An 18,275-nucleotide genomic window follows, 5' to 3' on the forward strand; every position below is an offset into this window, starting at 1 on the left:
ACCTCCGTCTAGAATAAAGCATTGTCTTTGCTGAATTTACGTACCGCGTAATTGGAGAGAATGACCAGAACAAAGCCGACGATCGATTGATAGACGCCTGCAGCCGACGACATCCCGATGTCGCCCAGGTTCATTAGAGCCCGATAAACATAAGTATCGATGACATTCGTCGTCTCCGATAAAATGCCCGAATCCATCGGTACCTGGTAGAACAGCCCGAAGTCGGAGTAGAAGATGCGGCCGATGGCCAGCAGCGTCATCATCGTGATCACCGGCGTGATCAGCGGCACCGTAATGGTGCGAATTTGTTGCCATTTCGACGCGCCGTCGAGAGTAGCCGCCTCGTAATACTCCGGGTCGATGCTGATGATCGACGCCAAATAAACGACGCTCAAGTAACCGATGCCTTTCCAGACGTTCACGACGGTCAGGATATACGGCCAGTATTGTTTGCTGGAGTACCAGGAGATCTCCCCCGCCCCGAACAAAGGAAGAATGGATTTGTTGACGAGTCCCGTATCGCTGCTCAGCATCGCGAATACCAGATAGCTGACGATGACCATCGAGATCAAGTGGGGCAAAATGATGATGCTTTGGTAAAACCGTTGGAAAAATTTCTTCCGGATTTCGTTCAACAAGATCGCGAGGGCGAGGGCTCCGATCGTGTTCACGACGATGAAGAATCCGTTATACAGAATGGTGTTGCGCGTAATGATGTAGGCATCCTTCGTCTTGAACAAATATTCGAAGTTCTTGAATCCGATCCAATCGCTGCCGAGTATCCCCTTCGAGAAATTGACGTCTTTGAAGGCGATGATCATCCCGAACATGGGCAGATAATTGTTCACGATCAAATAGGCGAGCCCGGGAAGCATAAGCAGGAACAGCGGCGCGAACTTTTTCCACCGTCTGGCCGAGATGCCTGTCATGTTCATTTTCCTTCCGTGCCTTTGGCGGCGGCCCAGGCATCCAATTGCTTCTGCTTCTCGGCGATGATCTTGTCGATCCCCGCATCCTTCAGCTTCGCGATGAATTCGGGGAGCATCTTGCCCGGATCCAGCGCCCCGCACTCAAGCGCGATCCGGTATTGGCTAAGGACGTTGCTGACGGCCGCATACTCCGTCTTCACCGGCGAAGAGTCGAACGTGAAGCCCAGCGCCTTGGACTTGATCGCTCCCGCGTTGAACTCCTTCATCTTCTCCCAGAGATGCTCGTCGTCCCCTTTGAATACATAAGACAGGAATTGATTGCCGAACAACCACCCTGTTCCGGCGTAGCCGACATTGCCTGCATTTACGCCTTGCGGGTAATCGATGACGTTATCCGATACTTTGACGTAATGTTTGCCTTCAATGCCCCAGTCGAGCAGATTGACAACATCCTTGTCCGTATACATGAGATTCAAGAACTGCATGGCTTTCTCCGGGTTATCGGAATTCCTTGCGATTCCCCACATGATGTTGGTGACGGTGCTTGTCTTCGCGACCGGCGGAAGCATCTCGACGGATACGATCGGCGCGCCGCTTTGGCGGGATTCCTGTTCTACGAAGCCGGGCTTCATGACGGCGAGGCTTCCGGCTCCTTTGCCGGCTTTAATAATGTCGGACTTGGATTCCTTCACGGTAACCGCATCCTTCGCGATGTACCCCGCCAGGTACCACTCTCTCATTTTTTTCAAGTCGGCTGCGTATTCTTCCGTCTCGAACCAGTTCACTACTTTTAAGTCTTGCCCGTTATTAAGCAGAACGCCCATGTCGTCGCCGAGCGTGTCCCGCGTGCTGAACGAAGTCAGCGGAGAAGCGTTCGTCGCGTTGACCATCGGAATTTTGTTCGGCTCGTTGTCCTTAATCGTCTTGAGAATCGGCTCCACATCGTCCAAGGTTTTCACTTGGCTCAGATCGATGTTGTACTTGTCGGCGAGGTCTTTGGTCATGTAGAACCCGTAGCTTTGCGCCAAATCGCGGATGGTCGGGACGCCGTAGGTTTTGCCGTCGATCTGAGCCGCGTTCGCGTAATCCGGTCCGAGCGCTTCCACGATCCCTTCGCCTTGGTTGGAGAGCAAATCATCCAATTGGACCAATTGGCCTTTGGCGACTTGATTCGCATACGTGGTGCCGAGCAGCGGCATCAAGTCAAGCTTCTCGTTGCTCGTCAACATGAGGTTGATCTGGTTTTGCCAGGCGCTCATGCTGATCGGCAGCAGCTTTACGGTCGCGTTGATCTTCGTTTTTGTGATTTTGTTGAGCTCCTGCTCGATGAGCAGCTGGTCCTTCGGCACGCTGCCGAGCGAGAAATAGGCCACCGTCAGTTCGTAAGACTTCCCTCCGTCGTCGCCGGAAGCGCCGGATGAAGCGCTTCCCGACGGGCTGCTATTCCCGTTGCTTGATCCGCATGCGGCAAGCGGAAGCATCATGGCAACCACGGCGCTGAGCATAATCATCTTGCGTTTCATGTTGACCCCTCGTTTCGTTGGAATAAGCCGGGCGCGAATCGATGAGTCCGAGCGCTCTCGCAGTTCCCGTCTCTGTATTTAGTTTAGAACTTCGACGGCAAGCCCAACTACCAAGATGTCGACTTCCGGATGTCACATCGTCGACTATTCGTCAACGGCCGGTTCGTCCGCCCGAACCGGCCTGCTCCTCATGCCGGAATTCGAGCGGGCTTCGGTTCGCGTGCTTCTTGAAAATACGGGCAAAATGCGAAAAATTCGAGAACCCGACCTGGCTCGCGACCGCGTGTACCGGAAGATCGGTCTTGCTGAGCAATTGCCGAGCGACGGCCATTCGCTCCCGAACGACATATTCCGTGACGGATACTCCCGTCTCCTTTTTAAATATCCGGTCCAAGTAGTCGGGGTTCAAATACACATGTCTGGCGATATCGTCCCGCGTCAACGGTTTGTCCAGATTCTGGACAATGTAGGCTGCCGTTCGGTCGACTACCGAACCGGAGCGTTCGACCGACCGAACGTATTCCGTCGCTTTGGCGATGATATGCCGGCTCCAATCGATCATCTCTCTGACCGAATGGGAGGCTCGCAGCGACAACTCCACGGACTCGTCGTCGCTGAATAACTGGCGGGCTTGAATGCCTTTGGCATGCAGCAAGGAATACACCATCTGCAGGAAATCATGATGGAACTGATGCAGCCGCTTCGCGTCTAAGCTCGTGGCATGGGCAAAAAAAGCAGCCACTTCCGCCGACAATTTCTCATGGGCGCCTTCCGACAGCAAAACGGACCACACCGGAAGCTCCGGCTCATGGGGAGAGGCTTGCGTCGCTCCCGGCCCGTCCAACAGAAGAACCAAATTGTCGAATGCAACGTTGTTACGGTCCAGCGACAACAGTTGATCGGTCATGGCCGGCAATTCGTAATCATGGGCCGGTCGGCCGACATAACCGCTTAAATCGCAATAGAAATAGCGATTGCATTCGCTAATGAAGGACTCGCAACTTTGCACCAACCGTTGCGATTCGGGCTCCCCCCATCTCTCGAACGACAATATCGCGAGCAAGCTGCCTTTGCCTATGGGAAGGAGCTGCCCGTAGACGCCCAACTTCAGCAGCAGTTCCTCCGCGGAATTGCGAAGCGCATATTCGAGGATGATCTCATCCCTCTTGTTCAAGGTCTTGTGCCACCGTTTCACTGCGATTAATACCGAAACGAAGATCATTCTCTCCGGATAAGGGATGTTGCGCTCCTCCGCGGCTTGGCGGATCGCTTCCGGACGGGACGGAATGGTGCGATTCAAGATGTCCAGCCAGAATCTTTCGATGAGCAGCGGCTGATGCTGAATCCAATACTGGCCGTATTGGCTGTACTCCGATTTCTTGTTCTCTTTCGCCTTCTTTGCTATGGCGTTGGCGATGACATCCTCGAGCTCCGGAATCGGAATCGGCTTCAGCAGATAATCGAAGCTGCCGAGTTGGATCGCCTGCTTGGCGTATTGAAAGTCCGCGTGACACGTCAAGAAGATCGACTCCGTATCCGGATAATGCTGCCGAACCCAGGCCAGAAGCTCGAGGCCGCTTCCCAATGGCATTTCGATATCGCACAGCATGATATCGATGGGAGAACTGCCTTCGAATCGTTCTTTCGCCTGTCGGATATCGTAAGCGGTCAGCACCTCGGAGATGCCGAGCTTGTCCCAGTCGACTGCCGCCTTGACGCCTTCCACCGCGTGAACTTCATCGTCTACGATCAGAAGCTTGGCCATATGCGCTAATTCTCCTCTCTGCTCATGATCTTGCCTGCAACGGTATCAGCATCTCGATCAGCGCGCCTGAAGGCACGGCGTTCGAGACGAGCAAGCGGGCGTTGTCCGGGTACAACAGTCCGAGTCTTCGCTTCACGTTCCAAATCCCGATATGCTCGCCTTGTTCGTCCATGATCCTGTTCCCTGCGCGAATTTCGCTTAATACCTCCTCCGTGAAGCCAGTCCCCGTGTCCCGGATCGAGATTAGCAGCCGCGGCTCCGATTCGGATTCCTCCAGATCGATGCGGACGGTAATCCCGATATTCGCGTTGGCGTCTGCGGAGTGCTTGATCGAATTTTCGACGAATGTCTGAATGACAAGCGGCGGAATCCGGGTATCCAGCAAATAATCGGGAGCCGACATCTCGAATGATAGTCGGTCGGGAAACCTGAGCTCTTGAATGCGGATATAATTGCGAACGTGCCGGAGCTCGTCCTTCAGAGAGACGAACGTCAGATTGCTTTGGAACATGTAACGGAAGTACTGCACGAGATTCAGCGCCATCTCCTGGATCAACTCGCAATTCCGAACCAACGCCAGGTTGTATATGATGTTTAAGGCATTCATGTAAAAATGCGGATTGATCTGCAGCTGCAAGTGCTGCAGCTCCGCCTTCTGCTTGCTTAGCTGCTCTTCGTAGACGTTGATCCGAAGCTCCTGAACTTGCTGGATCATTCGGTTAAAGGTCTCGTTCACGAGCCGGAACTCGTCGGATGTCGGATACGGGTCGATGCGGGCGTTCAAATTCCCTTCGCCGATCCGCTTCATGGCCACCATAATCCGATTCAGCGGCCTGAGAACCATCTTTCGCAACAGCAACAGGCACGCCGGAACCAAAATGATGGCTCCAATCGGAATCATCGAAGCGATTCGCCGCAAATACGGCAAATTCTCAAGGATCTGCTTGTTCGGAATAAGCGCTGCCAGACGGAAGTCGCCTTTGGTCGACTGTTCGCCCAGGACCAAGTAGGAGTTCTTATTTCCCGACAAATAATAATCCTGCATATTCCGGGATAGATTAACCCCTTGCTCCTGCACCTCGTCGGCATACATCATCGGCTCTCCCTCGTTCGTCGTGAACAGCGAGAACCCGTTCTTGCCGAGATGAAGCAAGCTCAGGGGGAACGAAAGTCTCTCCATGTTTAACCAGGAGCCGACATAGGTGTCGCTTGTCTGAAGAACGCGGAACAAGTAATACTGGCTGCCGATTTTCTCGACGTACCACTTTCTGTTTAACGATATCTCTCCGCTTTGAAGGTTGTCGATCAACCCTCGAATATAACCGCGTACCTCTTCCCTCTCCTGTACGCTCCCGGATCCCTGGAATTCCTCCATGAAGTCTCGGTTCGGAAACGAATAGACAAACATGGAATCGACCGACTGGTAGGACGCAATGTCCGTTTTCATCCTGTTGTCCAGGCGAACTTTGGCCAAGGTGCGCGCATTTTCGGAGGCTTGGTACTTCATTTCTTGAAGATCCGGGTCGTTCACGATCAGGTTTGTCAGATACTTATCGACATCGTCCAGTTTGCTGTCGATTTGCGCCATGTACATCGTAATCAGGTTACGGTTGGATTCGGCAACTTGGTTGTGGACGACGCGAATCGCATAGTTGTTGTTGTATATGAGAAACGCTACGGTCGGCAACGTGATTGCCAACAGGCCGACAATGAGCTTGAAGCGAATCGAATTCCATGAGATCCGGCGAAATGGGCCTGCCATCGCGATCATCCTTCCTATGTGAACGGCCTATTATGCCTAGTATATCCTTATCCTAAAAAAATCGCCGGGTCGGGACTATCAGAATCTCGACTATTTCCTAACATGCGGTCGACTAATTCATATCTAATCGCTATATAAGAAAAACCCTTGCATCGCAAGGGTGTTCATCCTACTGGTATCGGTTATGTTGGCATTCGCGCTCACCGCTCTGTCGAGTCTGCTGCTGCGAAGAAAAGTATCGGGCATTCATATGATCGAATCCTTGAAAAGTGTAGAATAGTTAAGGAATGAATAGATTGCTCAATACCGGAGGAAAGTCGCAGCAAATGATTTATTTAAAAGCCTTCAAGTTGTCCCCTCATACAGTCGCAAATCCAAACGCATATCCTTACAATGTCTTTAAGAATAAAGCCGGTGAAACTTTTGTTTTCGATAAGATGACTGTTTTGTATGGCAACAACGGTTCCGGTAAATCAACGCTATTAAATTTAATCGCCAACAAGCTGGAGGTTAAGGGGAGTGAAGATCTTACTAATAAGGGCTATAATCGATATCCGGTAGATTATGCCATGGAATGTTCGTTTTTATTGGGTGACCCTGCGAACGAAGGAGAGTCCGGTCGAATACCTCCTGACAGTCTGTACATCAAGAGCGAGGATATTTTATATGAGATCAAGAAGATTCAGCAGGAAACCGTTCTGAAGGAAGGATATCTGTATCAACACGCCAAATTAGGCTATACCAAAGAGCAGTTGGAAGCGCTGAAGCATTCGAGACAGATGCGCAAGCAAGTTGAAATCATGAAATTTGCAAATGAGAAATAATCCAACGGAGAAACCTCTATGCAAATATTCGATGAATATCTTGTCCCGAATGCTTTATACCTGCTTGATGAACCGGAGACGTCGCTGTCTCCCCAAAACCAGATTCTATTGGCAGAAGAGATGAACAAATTGGCCAGATTTTTCGATTGTCAATTTATTGTAGCGACTCATTCGCCATTTATGCTGGGAACTCTAATGGCCAAGATCTATAATCTGGACACTCCCCAATTAAGAACTTGTCGATGGAATGAGCTTGAGAATGTGCGATTCTTCTATGACTTTTTCAATAAACGAAAGAATGAATTTGAATGAGACAACACACAATCCTCATCAGGCGCTTTTTTTGTATAAAAAACGTCCTGAATTTCCCGCTCATTAAGGCAGAAAACGTTAAACGCCAAAAAAGCCCAAGCGGGGTTAGCGCTTGAGCTTTTGATCGTTTCTTCTCCGTACCTGTTATTCGCACAAGGCCAGATGAATCCTCGCGCCCTGATGGTTGGTCTCCAATTCGATCACTTCGTCAAGTCTCGCCTTCGCTTCCGTGGTCCGCTCCAGGCCGAGCAATCCAAGCCCCGTCATGTACAGGCAATGGACCTTATTTCTCTTATTCAGGTCATCCTCGAACACGAGGAAGTCCGGAAGGGAAACGGCGAAATAATCGATTTTCACATCATCGAACAGATGCTTCTCGGCATAGTCGATCAATTTGTTGAATCGACGTTTAGCTTCCTTAACGACGCCCAACTTCCTCCAGGCGAGGCCCTGGTAGAAAATCATATCCGGCGGTTGGTCATTGTAAAACATCGCGCTGGCCGGTTCCTCCAAGCCTTGCGAAGCAATGGACCAGCATTCGGCCGCCTTCTCGGTTTGACCCAATCCTTCGTACGCGTTACCGAGATAGTAGTAAACGTTATTCTCCTGCGCGCCGGCGAGCTTGCCTTCCCCCAAGTTCTCCGGGTAAACGAGAGCACGGTTGAGCAGGTCCGCCGCTTGCTCGAACTTCCCTTGTCGGAGAGATTGTTTGCCGAGTTCGACATGTGCCAGCACGTATTGGCCAGTCACCTTGCCTTCTCCGCCTTCCCATGGGTGGAATTTCCGGCGGGCGATCGCCGTTGCGGCATCGGAATGTCTTTGGAGCAAGTTAAGCAGCGTTACATATTCCACATACAAGTCGTCGCGTTTTTCGACCAGTTCCATGTGGCGCTCCAGCTTCGCCAGACGGTCTGCGGCAGAGAGGCCGACTTTCTTGTACAGCTGATCCAGTTCATAAAATACACGAGCGTCCGAGGTATTGCAGGCGAACGCTTTTTCCAAAGCCTTTCGCGCCTGTTCGGGATCATTGCGCTTGTTGTAATACGCAAGCGCAAGGTTCCGATGCGCTGTCGCGAAGCCGTCGAATAGCGAGACGGAAGCCTCCCACAAGCGGATCGATTCTTCCGGACGTTTTTTGTCGTACAGCAGGTTGGCCAGGTAATAACGGGCCTTGTCATCCGAGGAATCCGAGACCACCGCGCTTTCCAGCACCAGCAGATCAAAGAGACTGTTCGGGAAGCAATAGTCTGGCGCCGCGTCATGGCCGGCTCTTCTCTGGACGCCGGCTTCCGCCGGGCGACCCGACATTTCCAGCACGTAAGCCAGCGCATAATGCAGCATGGGATACGAGGAAGACCCAGTTTGCTGGAGGATCCGCTCCAGCACTTGCGCGGCTTCCTCGTATAGACCGCAGCCGGCGTAGTCGGACGCCAGGTTCAAATAGTTATGGACATCGTTGCGCATCAGAGTCATTAGCTTATCGCTTGCTGCCGCTGCATCCTGCTCTTTACCCAATGCGGAGAGCAGCAGAACTCGTTCATATAATGAACCAAAATCGGCTACGTCGAGAGCAAGCGTGTCTTCGGCATAGGCAACCGCTTCCGCATAACGTCCGAGCTTACGCAGCAGCGCCGCCTTCAAATGCCTGGATTTGTAGTTGCGGCTATTGCGAATGAGCGAACGTTCGACCAGTTCGAGAGCTTCCGCATAAGCCCCTTTGCCGCAGGCGATTTGAGCCAGCGAGAAGTAGCCGCTGTCCTGCCAGGCCGCAGACCATACGGATTTGTAGAGAGCCGAGAAGGCCTCTTCTAACCGCCCCTGCAACTTAAGCGACACGCCGAGTTGGTAATAGGCTTCGCTGTCATACGGGTTCGGATTCCGCCAGGTGAGCGACTTAATGGCGGTGCGGAAGTGTTGTTCCGCTGTTCGGAACAGCCCCCTTCTGAGCAGCAAGGTGCCATAGGCGACATTGATTCGGATATCGGAATCATCGCGTTTCAGGCCTTCCAGGTAATAGGCCTCCGGCTCGAACGTGGCGTGCCGGTATTGTTCAAGGTGAAGACCGGCCAGATAAAGCTGCTCGTTCGTCTTCAGCTCCTCCGGCAGCGGCAGCGGCTTCGCCGCGTCCGGCACTTGCTCGATGGAAGGCTTGGCGGGGCGATAGGTAATTAAAGCCCTGCCTTCCGAATCGAACACCGTCACCTGTAGATCGTGCGCCTGGTCTTGTTCGTCCAGCGTGATCATCGACTTGTAGGTCGACAGCGGGGATAGCTCCACCGTATCGCGTGCGTAAGTCCACTTCTTTCCTTTCAATTCTACGACAGCGTCCTTGAACACCGAGGTCGCATAAGCCATGACGGTTGCCGTGCGCGATTGTTCATCCACTTCAAGATTGACGGCGGCCTCTATAGATGCATTCTTGACGACGCCGATATCCTTGTAAGGCATGAAGTATTGTTTGAAGGACTTCTCCTCATAAGGCTGAAGCCAGGTGAAGTCCGGCTGGTTGTCGGTATATACGCCCGTCATCAGCTCGATGTAAGGCCCATCCTCGTCGGTCAAGTTGCGGTCCCATGCTTGCCCGAATTCTCCATTTCCCCAAGTCCATTGCTTTTTGCCTGGAGAGACGTGGTGGTTCGCTACGTGGAGAAGTCCTGCCTGAACTCCGTGATCGTAACCTCCGACGAAGTTATAGTCCGATTTATACGCCATGTACGAAGTCGGTACCGGAATGTTCTTGTAGCGCGAAATGTCGACGCCTTCCGAGTAGTCCATTTTGTAATACGTGCCCGTTGCGATCGGAAAACGGGATACGTCCCTTTTGCCATGGTCGAATACGGCCGTGACATCGGGTGGGAATACGGACTGGGTATGATCGTTCACGGCGACGGCCGGATTGGCCCACCAGAGGAACGTTTGCGGCTGAGCCGTGCGATTATACAGCTGAGCCGAAATTTCCAGGTATGCTTTGCCCGGGTATAAGGTAAAGCCCGTCGTCACTTTCGTTCCGTACATTCGATCGATCTCGCTGACCCATACCGTCGCGCTTCCGTCTTCGTTTTGCGATAACAGATGCTCAACGGGTCCGAACGTGTTCGGGCGGTGATGCTGAGGCCAATTGAACTCGATCCCGCCAGAGATCCAGGGTCCCGCCAATCCGACCAGCGCGGGTTTAATGACCCGGTTGTAATAGACGAAGTCATAGTTATTCGTTTTATCCAGAGCTCTGTAAATCCTGCCGCCTATTTCCGGCATAATTTCGATCCGGACATATTCATTTTCGAGGATGGCCAGCCGGTAAGTCTTCGGCTTCTTCTCGTCCTCTATCTTATCGATAACCGGATGCGGATAGACGCGGCCGGAGCTTCCTTGGTAGACGCGCTTCTCCAGGAACATCGGGTTCTTGTCCGGTTCGCCGGTACCGTACGTCGGGATATCCTTATCCTCTTCCCATACGCGCACGGCGTGCAAGGTTGCCGCCGTGGCTTTCTCTTGAATGCTCATCGGTTTCCCTCCCTCGTTTGATGATTCCAATTTACCGCAAGCACAGTCGGATTCCAATTGACGAAACTCGGCATTTGATGGATTATATTCTTATATCGATTTGAATCAAGATCTGGCTATCAATGAACAGTAGAGAATTGGAATGGAATATGTTCTCACACTTTTTAAATATGGAAAGGACGCTTGCATGATGGTGACGATTCGGAAGCCGGAAGGCTTCGACTCGCAGAGATTGTTCATCCAGCCCGAATACATGCAGAACGACCTCCAATCCCAGGAGCTTACCCGATCGTTCTATGTAAGCGACATCGGTTATTTTCCGCAAGCCAGATATCATTACCGGGAGAGACACGAAGGCTGCGACTCCCACATCTTCATCTACTGCGTGGAAGGAGAAGGCTGGATCGAATGGAACGGCAGCGACCGGCAGGCACGAATGGCGCCGCATCAGCTTGCCGTCATTCCCGCTGGCATGCCCCATCGCTATGGCGCGGCAGCTGACAATCCATGGACCATTTATTGGTTCCACCTGAAGGGAGAGCACGCCACGCAACTGATTCGCGCCTATAACATGGATTCGGGCCCTTTGTCACTTCCGCTTGGAACGCACGCCCAATGGCTGGAGCATTTCGAGCAATGCTTCGCTCTCCTGACGGACAAAACGTATTCATTACAGGCCCAAATTCACGTCTCTCAAACCGTTCGGCATCTCCTTAGCACCGTAGGCGTCAGCGCGGGCAACTCGGCACAGGATAAAAAAAGAGAGCGTTACTTGGAGCAAGCCATCCGATACATGACCGACCGGCTGAACGGCTCCGTAACGCTCCCTGAACTGGCCCAGCACACCGGCCTTTCCAAGCAGCATCTGATTTATTTGTTCAAGAAGGAAACCGGATGCCCGCCCATCGATTACTTCTTGAGGATGAAAATGCAGCGCGCCGGTCAAATGCTCGACTTGACCGACCTGAGCGTGAAGAAAGTTTGCAGTGCCGTGGGGATCCCCGACCCCTACTACTTTTCCAGGATATTCAAGAAGATGATGGGCGTCTCTCCGACGGAATACCGGCGCATTCCCAAGGGGTAGTAGAGCGCAGCGGTAGGTATCGATGCCGTGCTTACTTTCCAACATGGATCGAACGCTTGACGCTGGACACTTTTTCCATATATAGTGGAACTAACACGCGTTCGGAGAGGATGCCCATGCGAAGCGAAGACATCGCCCGGCTCGCCGGCGTTTCCCGCAGCACCGTCTCCCGGGTCATCAACAACTACTCCGACATTCCGCAGAAGACCCGAGACAAAGTTCTGAAGATCATCGAGCAGTATCATTATGAACCGAATACCTCCGCCCGTGTGCTGGCAGGCAAAAGCACCTCCACCATCGGGCTGTTTGTCGTCAGCCTGTCCGAACAGCCGGGCGTCAACCGCATTTACCAGAACAATTACTTCGCCCCGTTCGTAGACGCCGTCATCGATACGGCCAATGCCGCAGGATATTACGTACTCGTACATACCATCTATGCAGAAGAAGATTTCGCGAAAGTCAAGCAAGCCTTCCTTCAGAAGAGAATCGACGGAGGCATCATCGTCGGTACGCAGAAGAACGCCGAGCTGATCGGAGGCATCGCCCGGATCGGCCTTCCGTTCGTGCTGATCGATTACGACGTCGCCGACATTCTCGAACATCGTCTAAGCGACAGCCCGATCACGGTCGTCAATTCGGACGACTACGAGGGGGCCATGGCGGCGATGAACCATCTGATAAGCGCCGGCCATAAGGAGATCGGCTTTATCAGCGGCCATATGAACACCTATTCCGGCAAGCAGCGGTTCCGGGCATACGAAGCGGCGCTTCGGACACACAAGCTGCCTGTCCGACCCGAATACGTCTTGAACGGGCGATTCCTGAAGCAAGCCGCGTACGAAGAGACGAAGCGGCTGTTGAAGTTGGACCGCCTGCCGACCGCGATCTTCTCCGCCAACGACGACATGGCTATCGCGGCCATGAACGTGCTGCGGGAACACGGACTCCGGATTCCGGACGACATGGCGCTGATCGGATTCGACGATGTCCCCGTGGCGGCGCAGCTCATCCCTTCGTTGAGCACCGTCCGTCTCCCCATATACGACATGTCCAAAGAAGCCGTCAGCCGACTTGTCGGTATGTTCGAGAACGGAGCCGGCACTTTAAGCTCTGTAAGCTTCCCCACTTCGCTGATCATCCGGGATTCCTGACATCGTAGACGCGATTCGATTCCGAGGTCCGTCCCTTTTTTCGGGGATTACCTAACGCGCGTTAGTTCGCGCAAAATAAAAGATGATCACGAATAGGAGGAATTTCGATCATGCAATTCGGGCATTTCGACGACAGCCGCAAAGAGTACGTCATCACCACCCCAAGAACCCCTTACCCTTGGATCAACTACCTGGGGAACGAACAGTTTTTCGGACTGATCTCCAACACGGGCGGAGGCTACTGCTTCTATCGCGACGCCCGGCTTCGCCGCCTGACTCGCTACCGCTACAACAACATTCCCCTTGATAACGGCGGACGCTACTTCTACATCCATGACGGCGGCGACTTCTGGACGCCGGGCTGGATGCCCGTCAAACGCGAGCTGGACGCGTACGAGTGCCGCCACGGCCTCGGCTACACGTCCATTACCGGCGAGAGAAACGGCATCCGCGCCACCCAGCTCGCCTTCGTCCCGCTCGGCTGCAACGCTGAAGTGTATCAGGTCAAACTCCGCAATACCTCGAACGCCGAGAAGCAAGCGAAGCTGTTCTCCTTCATCGAATTTTGCCTGTGGAACGCGCAGGACGACTCGACTAACTTCCAACGCAACCTAAGCACCGGGGAAGTCGAGATCCATGGCTCCGTCATCTATCATAAAACCGAATACCGCGAACGCCGCGATCATTATGCCTTTTACTCCGTCAACGCGCCGATCGACGGCTTTGATACCGACCGCGATTCGTTTCTCGGCATGTACAACGGCCTCGATCATCCTCAGACCGTCGCGGCGGGCCAGTCATCCAATTCGGTGGCCAGCGGGTGGTCCCCGATCGCGTCGCACGGCTTGAACGTCACGTTGCAGCCCGGCGAAGAGAAATCGTTCGTCTTCGTGCTCGGCTACATCGAGAACCCGGAGAAGGAGAAATGGGAATCTCCAGGCGTCATCAACAAGACGCGTGCGCTCGACCTGATCCGCCAGTTCGAATCCGACGCGCAGGTAGAGCAGGCGCTTGCCAAACTCCGCGATTACTGGGACGGCCTGCTCTCCAAGTACGCGATCAAGAGCGGCGACGACAAGCTGGACCGCATGGTGAACATCTGGAACCCGTATCAATGCATGGTGACGTTCAACATGTCGCGCTCCGCTTCGTATTTCGAATCCGGTATTGGCCGCGGCATGGGCTTCCGGGATTCCAACCAGGACCTGCTAGGCTTCGTGCATCAGATTCCGGAGCGCGCCAGAGAACGCATCATCGATATCGCCTCGACCCAGTTCGAGGACGGCAGCGCGTACCACCAGTACCAGCCTCTCACCAAGAAGGGCAATAACGATGTCGGCAGCGGCTTCAACGACGACCCGCTGTGGCTCATTCTTGGGACCAGCGCTTATATTAAGGAGACGGGAGATTTCGGCATTCTTGACGAGCAGGTGCCGTTCGATTCCAATCCGGACAATACCGCCACGCTGTTCGAGCATCTGAATCGTTCGTTCTATCACGTCATCCATAACCGCGGCCCGCACGGTTTGCCGCTGATCGGGCGCGCGGACTGGAACGACTGCCTGAACCTCAACTGCTTCTCCAAGGAGCCGGGCGAATCGTTCCAGACGACGGAAAATATCAAAGGGCGCGTCGCCGAGTCCGTCTTCATCGCCGGGTTGTTCGTGTTCGTCGGTCCCGACTTCGCGGAACTGTGCCGGCGCCGCGGCTTGACGGACGAAGCGGAGGCTGCCGAGCGGCACGTCGAAGAGATGCGCAGAATTACGCTCGAACACGGCTACGACGGCGATTGGTTCCTGAGGGCGTACGATCACTTCGGCCAGAAAGTCGGCAGCAAAGAAAACGAAGAAGGCCAAATCTTCATCGAGCCGCAAGGCTTGTGCGTCATGGCGGCCATCGGCGTCGAGGAAGGCTTGGCGCTGAGAGCGCTGGAGTCGACCCGCGAGCGCCTCGACACGAAGTACGGAATCGTGTTGCAGAATCCGCCGTATTCCAAGTACTATCTGAATCTCGGCGAGATCTCCTCGTATCCGCCGGGGTACAAGGAGAATGCAGGCATTTTCTGCCATAACAACCCGTGGGTCATAATCGCGGAGACGGTGATTGGCAGAGGGGATCGCGCCTTCGAACTGTACGCGAAGATCGCGCCAGCCTATCTGGAGGAGATCAGCGAGATCCATCGGATGGAACCTTACGTGTATGCTCAGATGATCGCGGGCAAAGATGCCGTGCGTCACGGCGAAGCCAAAAACTCGTGGCTGACCGGCACAGCCGCCTGGAACTACGTGGCGATCACGCAGGCGATTCTCGGCATCCAGCCGGCTTTCGACGGGCTGCGCATCGATCCTTGCATACCGGCCGCATGGGACGGCTTCCGCGTAACGCGGCAGTTCCGGGGAGATACGTACGACATTCACGTCTCTAATCCGACGCACGTCAGCAAAGGCGTCGCCTCATTGACGGTAGACGGCCAGCCCGTCAGCGGCAACGTGCTGCCTCTCTTCGGCGACGGCCTTACGCATCGAGTCGAGGCCACGCTCGGCTGATCGCGATTCGAACGCTCAAAAGCCCTTGCGTCGCAAGGGTTTTTGTCGTTTTATATACTCTGGCTTTTTAAAGAACGCAAGCATGAATTGGAATGATACTAGTGAAGTAATATTCCTATTTTAGAGATAACCTCTGCTAACGACTCTTTCGGCAATTTACAAATATAGGTTGCCTGCCTGGTTTGCCAATCAAGACTTTTTACCTGATCGGCAAGAATGGCTCCTTCAATGGATAAGTCCTGCGGGATAATAACCTCGAAAGGATAACCTTTGATCCTCGTGGTCACAGGACAGAATAAGGATAACCCCACCTTCCCATTGTATGTTGCTGGCGATATGACTAAAGCGGGCCGCTTCCCTGCCTGTTCATGCCCCGATTGCGGATTAAACTGCAGCCACACCAAATCTCCCCGTTCTGGAATGTAATTCATTACCATGATTCCCTGCCTTCCGGTTTACCTGTAGGGATTTCGGCATGCAAGTTCTCTGGAGTAATCTGCTCTAACATCGCATCCAACGTGTTCGATTTTGGTTTAATAACAATGTGGCCATCTTCAATATCGAGATCAACTTCGGAGCCTTCTTTCAACCCCACTTTGACGGCCATAGCTTTAGGGATTCGAATCCCTAAACTATTTCCCCATTTTTGAATATGCAACATAGATTAACGCCCCCAATATTTGTTTATACAAAGTATAAACAATCAAGGACTGCAAGTCAAATTAATTCGTCTTCATCCGTCGATTCTCCAAGCGAAAACGCGCCCTTATCGGCGCGTTCCATTTATGCGTTTGGTGGAGCCAACGCAAAATCGATTGGATTAACGAACTATTTTCTTTCATTTCATCGAGCGAGATCGACATGACGTGCATTGCTGCGACTGCAGAAACAATCCCCGATTCAGATCCATCCGATATTTGGTACGGTCCTTACCGTGCGAACCATAATCCATAATCTCGAATACAAAACGAATCGCTCCTAGTATCCATATGAAGTCCACAAAATACGACCGTCCTCGCCAATCCAAGAGCATGGTGTTTCTAGCCTCTCAGCTGAATCTCATAATCTGTAACAATCTTTCCATCGTACTGAATAATTTGGCCATTTTGATTCTGATCAGACAGGATAATGTCGGTACTCATCTGCCCTGCGGCTTCGGCAGACTTGACGAATCCGCCATGCGCACCAGCTTCCATACCATTCAAGTCGGTTGCGACAGCGCCAGGCATGATGCCGAAAATCTGGCGACGGCTGCCCATTTTTTCAAACTCGTAAGCGTAAGTCAGTGTCATCACGTTGAGTGCTGCTTTGCTCGTAATATAAGCGAGCGGGTGCCAAAAGCCGGTTGGCGAAATCGGAACGGTGATGTTAACGATTTTCGCGTTATCTGCCAGAGAGGGCAGCAGATTTTTCGTGAGTTCATGTGTCCCGAGAAAATTCGTTTCCATCGTCGTGCGCAGATCCTCAGTTGTATAGTCAAATGTGTGCTTGGCCATGTCGAGCGCCGCGTGCCCAGGCTTGACACTATCAGGAATCCCAGCATTATTGACCAGAATATCGAGCGAATTAACCATTTTAGCCGCTGCATGCAGGCTGCCAAGATCATTCAAATCAATCTTGACGAACGTCGCCGATATATCTTCTGCGGTAAGTTTTTCGACTGCTGCCTGGCCACGGGCTTCATCACGCGCCCCAACGAGAATATCATAGCCATGCTTTCCAAGACTTCGAGCGATTTCGAATCCAATTCCTTTGTTTGCGCCGGTTACTAATGCAGTCTTTTTCATTTTCATCCCTCATTCCAAATTTTATTTTCATCTCACATTGATTAGATTACTATGCTACACTTAGTGTAGGTCAACCAAAATAAATTAGCGAGGAAGATGAAATGTATACGATTGGTCAAGCGGCACAAAAAGTCGGCTTCAGTATAGGAGCGATACGCTTCTATGAAAGAAAAGGACTCTTGGAGCCGGCGGCAAGGAGCGAACAGAATAATCGTCTATATACCGATTCTGAACTAAATTGGTTAGTTTTCATCAAATGCCTTCGCGAAACCGGCATGCGTGTAGAGGATATTAAACAATTCGCTAATATGGTGATGGCCGGAACCGCTACCTTGCCTGAGCGAATTAAAATCATTCAAGATCAAAAGCAAAAACTTCTAGATGATATTGAAGAAAAAAAGTCACAACTCGTTCACTTGGAGCGCAAGCTCCAGCGTTATTACAACGGTGAGAATTACTAGTATGTGCAGGTACAGGCTATCCAACACCCAACCTACGATCTCACTGGTCTGACTCGAATGCTCTTTGTACCGATTCGTGGAGAGCATTCAGCTCTTATGAGAATTCAAATACTTTTTGGAATCCAACGAATTCTGCAACAAACCGTCTAAAGAATTATGTTACAATTCCAATTAATTCTGGAATTTCACACCTACGCCTTAACTTAATGACATTGACCAGCGGCCACCAGATTTTCTCTGCAAACAGTTGGTTTCCGTAACCATGCCCCCGCTTCAATGCATCTTTGCGCTCTCCCATTCGACGACGTAAGTGCCACTTGATCCATTTTGCATGTTCGATTTCAAAACTCATCATTTCCACCTCCCTTTGGATAAAAAAACGCCCCGGTCCTTCCTGCTCAAGCCAGAAAGATCGGGGCGTGCTTCGCCACAATATAGCTTTGTACGAATTATCGTACAAAAGATGCTCCATTGGTTTCATTTAAGACGATTTGTACGTTTCATCATACAAATATCTACGTCTACCTTTTCAAACCTGCAATTTTATACGATAAATCGTACAAGACAGGCCATCCAGTCGATCAGGTCGTCATTTTGTACGATAAATCGTTACTACTTAGGTTCCCC

Annotated in this window: 15 protein-coding genes; 6 read left to right on the forward strand and 9 right to left on the reverse strand. The window is 52.2% G+C overall.

Features of this window, described 5'->3' with window-relative positions; genetic code table 11:
- Positions 1-8: 8 nt before the first annotated feature.
- The 4 genes from H7B90_RS10280 to H7B90_RS10295 form a co-directional block, all read right to left on the reverse strand.
- Positions 9-929, reverse strand: coding sequence for an ABC transporter permease (locus tag H7B90_RS10280; protein ID WP_185135778.1), 921 nt, complete (start codon positions 927-929; stop codon positions 9-11).
- A 2-nt stretch (positions 930-931) separates the two neighbouring features.
- The gene (locus H7B90_RS10285) at positions 932-2,452 is read right to left on the reverse strand and encodes an ABC transporter substrate-binding protein (RefSeq protein WP_185135779.1); all 1,521 of its coding nucleotides are present in this window, start codon (positions 2,450-2,452) and stop codon (positions 932-934) included.
- A gap of 151 nt (positions 2,453-2,603) precedes the next feature.
- The gene (locus tag H7B90_RS10290; protein WP_185135780.1) at positions 2,604-4,217 is read right to left on the reverse strand and encodes a response regulator; all 1,614 of its coding nucleotides are present in this window, start codon (positions 4,215-4,217) and stop codon (positions 2,604-2,606) included.
- A gap of 22 nt (positions 4,218-4,239) precedes the next feature.
- Entirely contained in the window at positions 4,240-5,979 is a 1,740-nt protein-coding gene (locus tag H7B90_RS10295; protein ID WP_185135781.1) for a sensor histidine kinase, read from the reverse strand.
- A gap of 287 nt (positions 5,980-6,266) precedes the next feature.
- Between H7B90_RS10295 and H7B90_RS32855 the strand changes: the two genes are divergently transcribed.
- Positions 6,267-6,803, forward strand: coding sequence for an ATP-binding cassette domain-containing protein (locus H7B90_RS32855; RefSeq protein WP_246578923.1), 537 nt, complete (start codon positions 6,267-6,269; stop codon positions 6,801-6,803).
- 18 nt (positions 6,804-6,821) lie between these two features.
- The gene (locus H7B90_RS32860) at positions 6,822-7,115 is read left to right on the forward strand and encodes an AAA family ATPase (protein WP_246578924.1); all 294 of its coding nucleotides are present in this window, start codon (positions 6,822-6,824) and stop codon (positions 7,113-7,115) included.
- A 144-nt stretch (positions 7,116-7,259) separates the two neighbouring features.
- Here H7B90_RS32860 and H7B90_RS10305 read toward each other — a convergent pair whose 3' ends face one another.
- On the reverse strand, positions 7,260-10,619 hold the full coding sequence (locus tag H7B90_RS10305; RefSeq protein WP_185135782.1) for a DUF5107 domain-containing protein: 3,360 nt from the start codon (positions 10,617-10,619) through the stop codon (positions 7,260-7,262).
- A gap of 187 nt (positions 10,620-10,806) precedes the next feature.
- On the opposite strand from H7B90_RS10305, the gene H7B90_RS10310 reads away from it, so the two are divergent.
- The 3 genes from H7B90_RS10310 to H7B90_RS10320 all read left to right on the forward strand — a co-directional run bounded on the left by H7B90_RS10310 (position 10,807) and on the right by H7B90_RS10320 (position 15,400).
- Entirely contained in the window at positions 10,807-11,703 is an 897-nt protein-coding gene (locus H7B90_RS10310; protein ID WP_311772709.1) for an AraC family transcriptional regulator, read from the forward strand.
- Between the two features lie 116 nt (positions 11,704-11,819).
- On the forward strand, positions 11,820-12,854 hold the full coding sequence (locus tag H7B90_RS10315) for a LacI family DNA-binding transcriptional regulator (RefSeq protein WP_185135783.1): 1,035 nt from the start codon (positions 11,820-11,822) through the stop codon (positions 12,852-12,854).
- 110 nt (positions 12,855-12,964) lie between these two features.
- Positions 12,965-15,400, forward strand: coding sequence for a glycoside hydrolase family 94 protein (locus H7B90_RS10320; protein WP_185135784.1), 2,436 nt, complete (start codon positions 12,965-12,967; stop codon positions 15,398-15,400).
- 98 nt (positions 15,401-15,498) lie between these two features.
- Here H7B90_RS10320 and mazF read toward each other — a convergent pair whose 3' ends face one another.
- From mazF to H7B90_RS10335, 3 genes are all read right to left on the reverse strand, one after another.
- Positions 15,499-15,837, reverse strand: coding sequence for an endoribonuclease MazF (gene mazF / locus H7B90_RS10325; RefSeq protein WP_185135785.1), 339 nt, complete (start codon positions 15,835-15,837; stop codon positions 15,499-15,501).
- Positions 15,831-16,061, reverse strand: coding sequence for an AbrB/MazE/SpoVT family DNA-binding domain-containing protein (locus tag H7B90_RS10330; RefSeq protein WP_185135786.1), 231 nt, complete (start codon positions 16,059-16,061; stop codon positions 15,831-15,833). The genes mazF and H7B90_RS10330 overlap by 7 nt, the downstream gene beginning before the upstream one ends.
- 379 nt (positions 16,062-16,440) lie before the next feature.
- Positions 16,441-17,187: an SDR family NAD(P)-dependent oxidoreductase gene (locus H7B90_RS10335; protein ID WP_185135787.1), complete on the reverse strand. Its 747-nt coding sequence runs from the start codon at positions 17,185-17,187 to the stop codon at positions 16,441-16,443.
- A gap of 101 nt (positions 17,188-17,288) precedes the next feature.
- Between H7B90_RS10335 and H7B90_RS10340 the strand changes: the two genes are divergently transcribed.
- Positions 17,289-17,648: a MerR family transcriptional regulator gene (locus tag H7B90_RS10340; protein WP_185135788.1), complete on the forward strand. Its 360-nt coding sequence runs from the start codon at positions 17,289-17,291 to the stop codon at positions 17,646-17,648.
- 154 nt (positions 17,649-17,802) lie between these two features.
- On the opposite strand, the gene H7B90_RS10345 is transcribed toward H7B90_RS10340, so the two are convergent.
- The gene (locus H7B90_RS10345) at positions 17,803-18,000 is read right to left on the reverse strand and encodes a hypothetical protein (protein WP_185135789.1); all 198 of its coding nucleotides are present in this window, start codon (positions 17,998-18,000) and stop codon (positions 17,803-17,805) included.
- Between the last annotated feature and the right edge of the window lie 275 nt (positions 18,001-18,275).

The organism is Cohnella xylanilytica, assembly GCF_014212175.1.
GTDB lineage: Bacteria > Bacillota > Bacilli > Paenibacillales > Paenibacillaceae > Cohnella > Cohnella xylanilytica.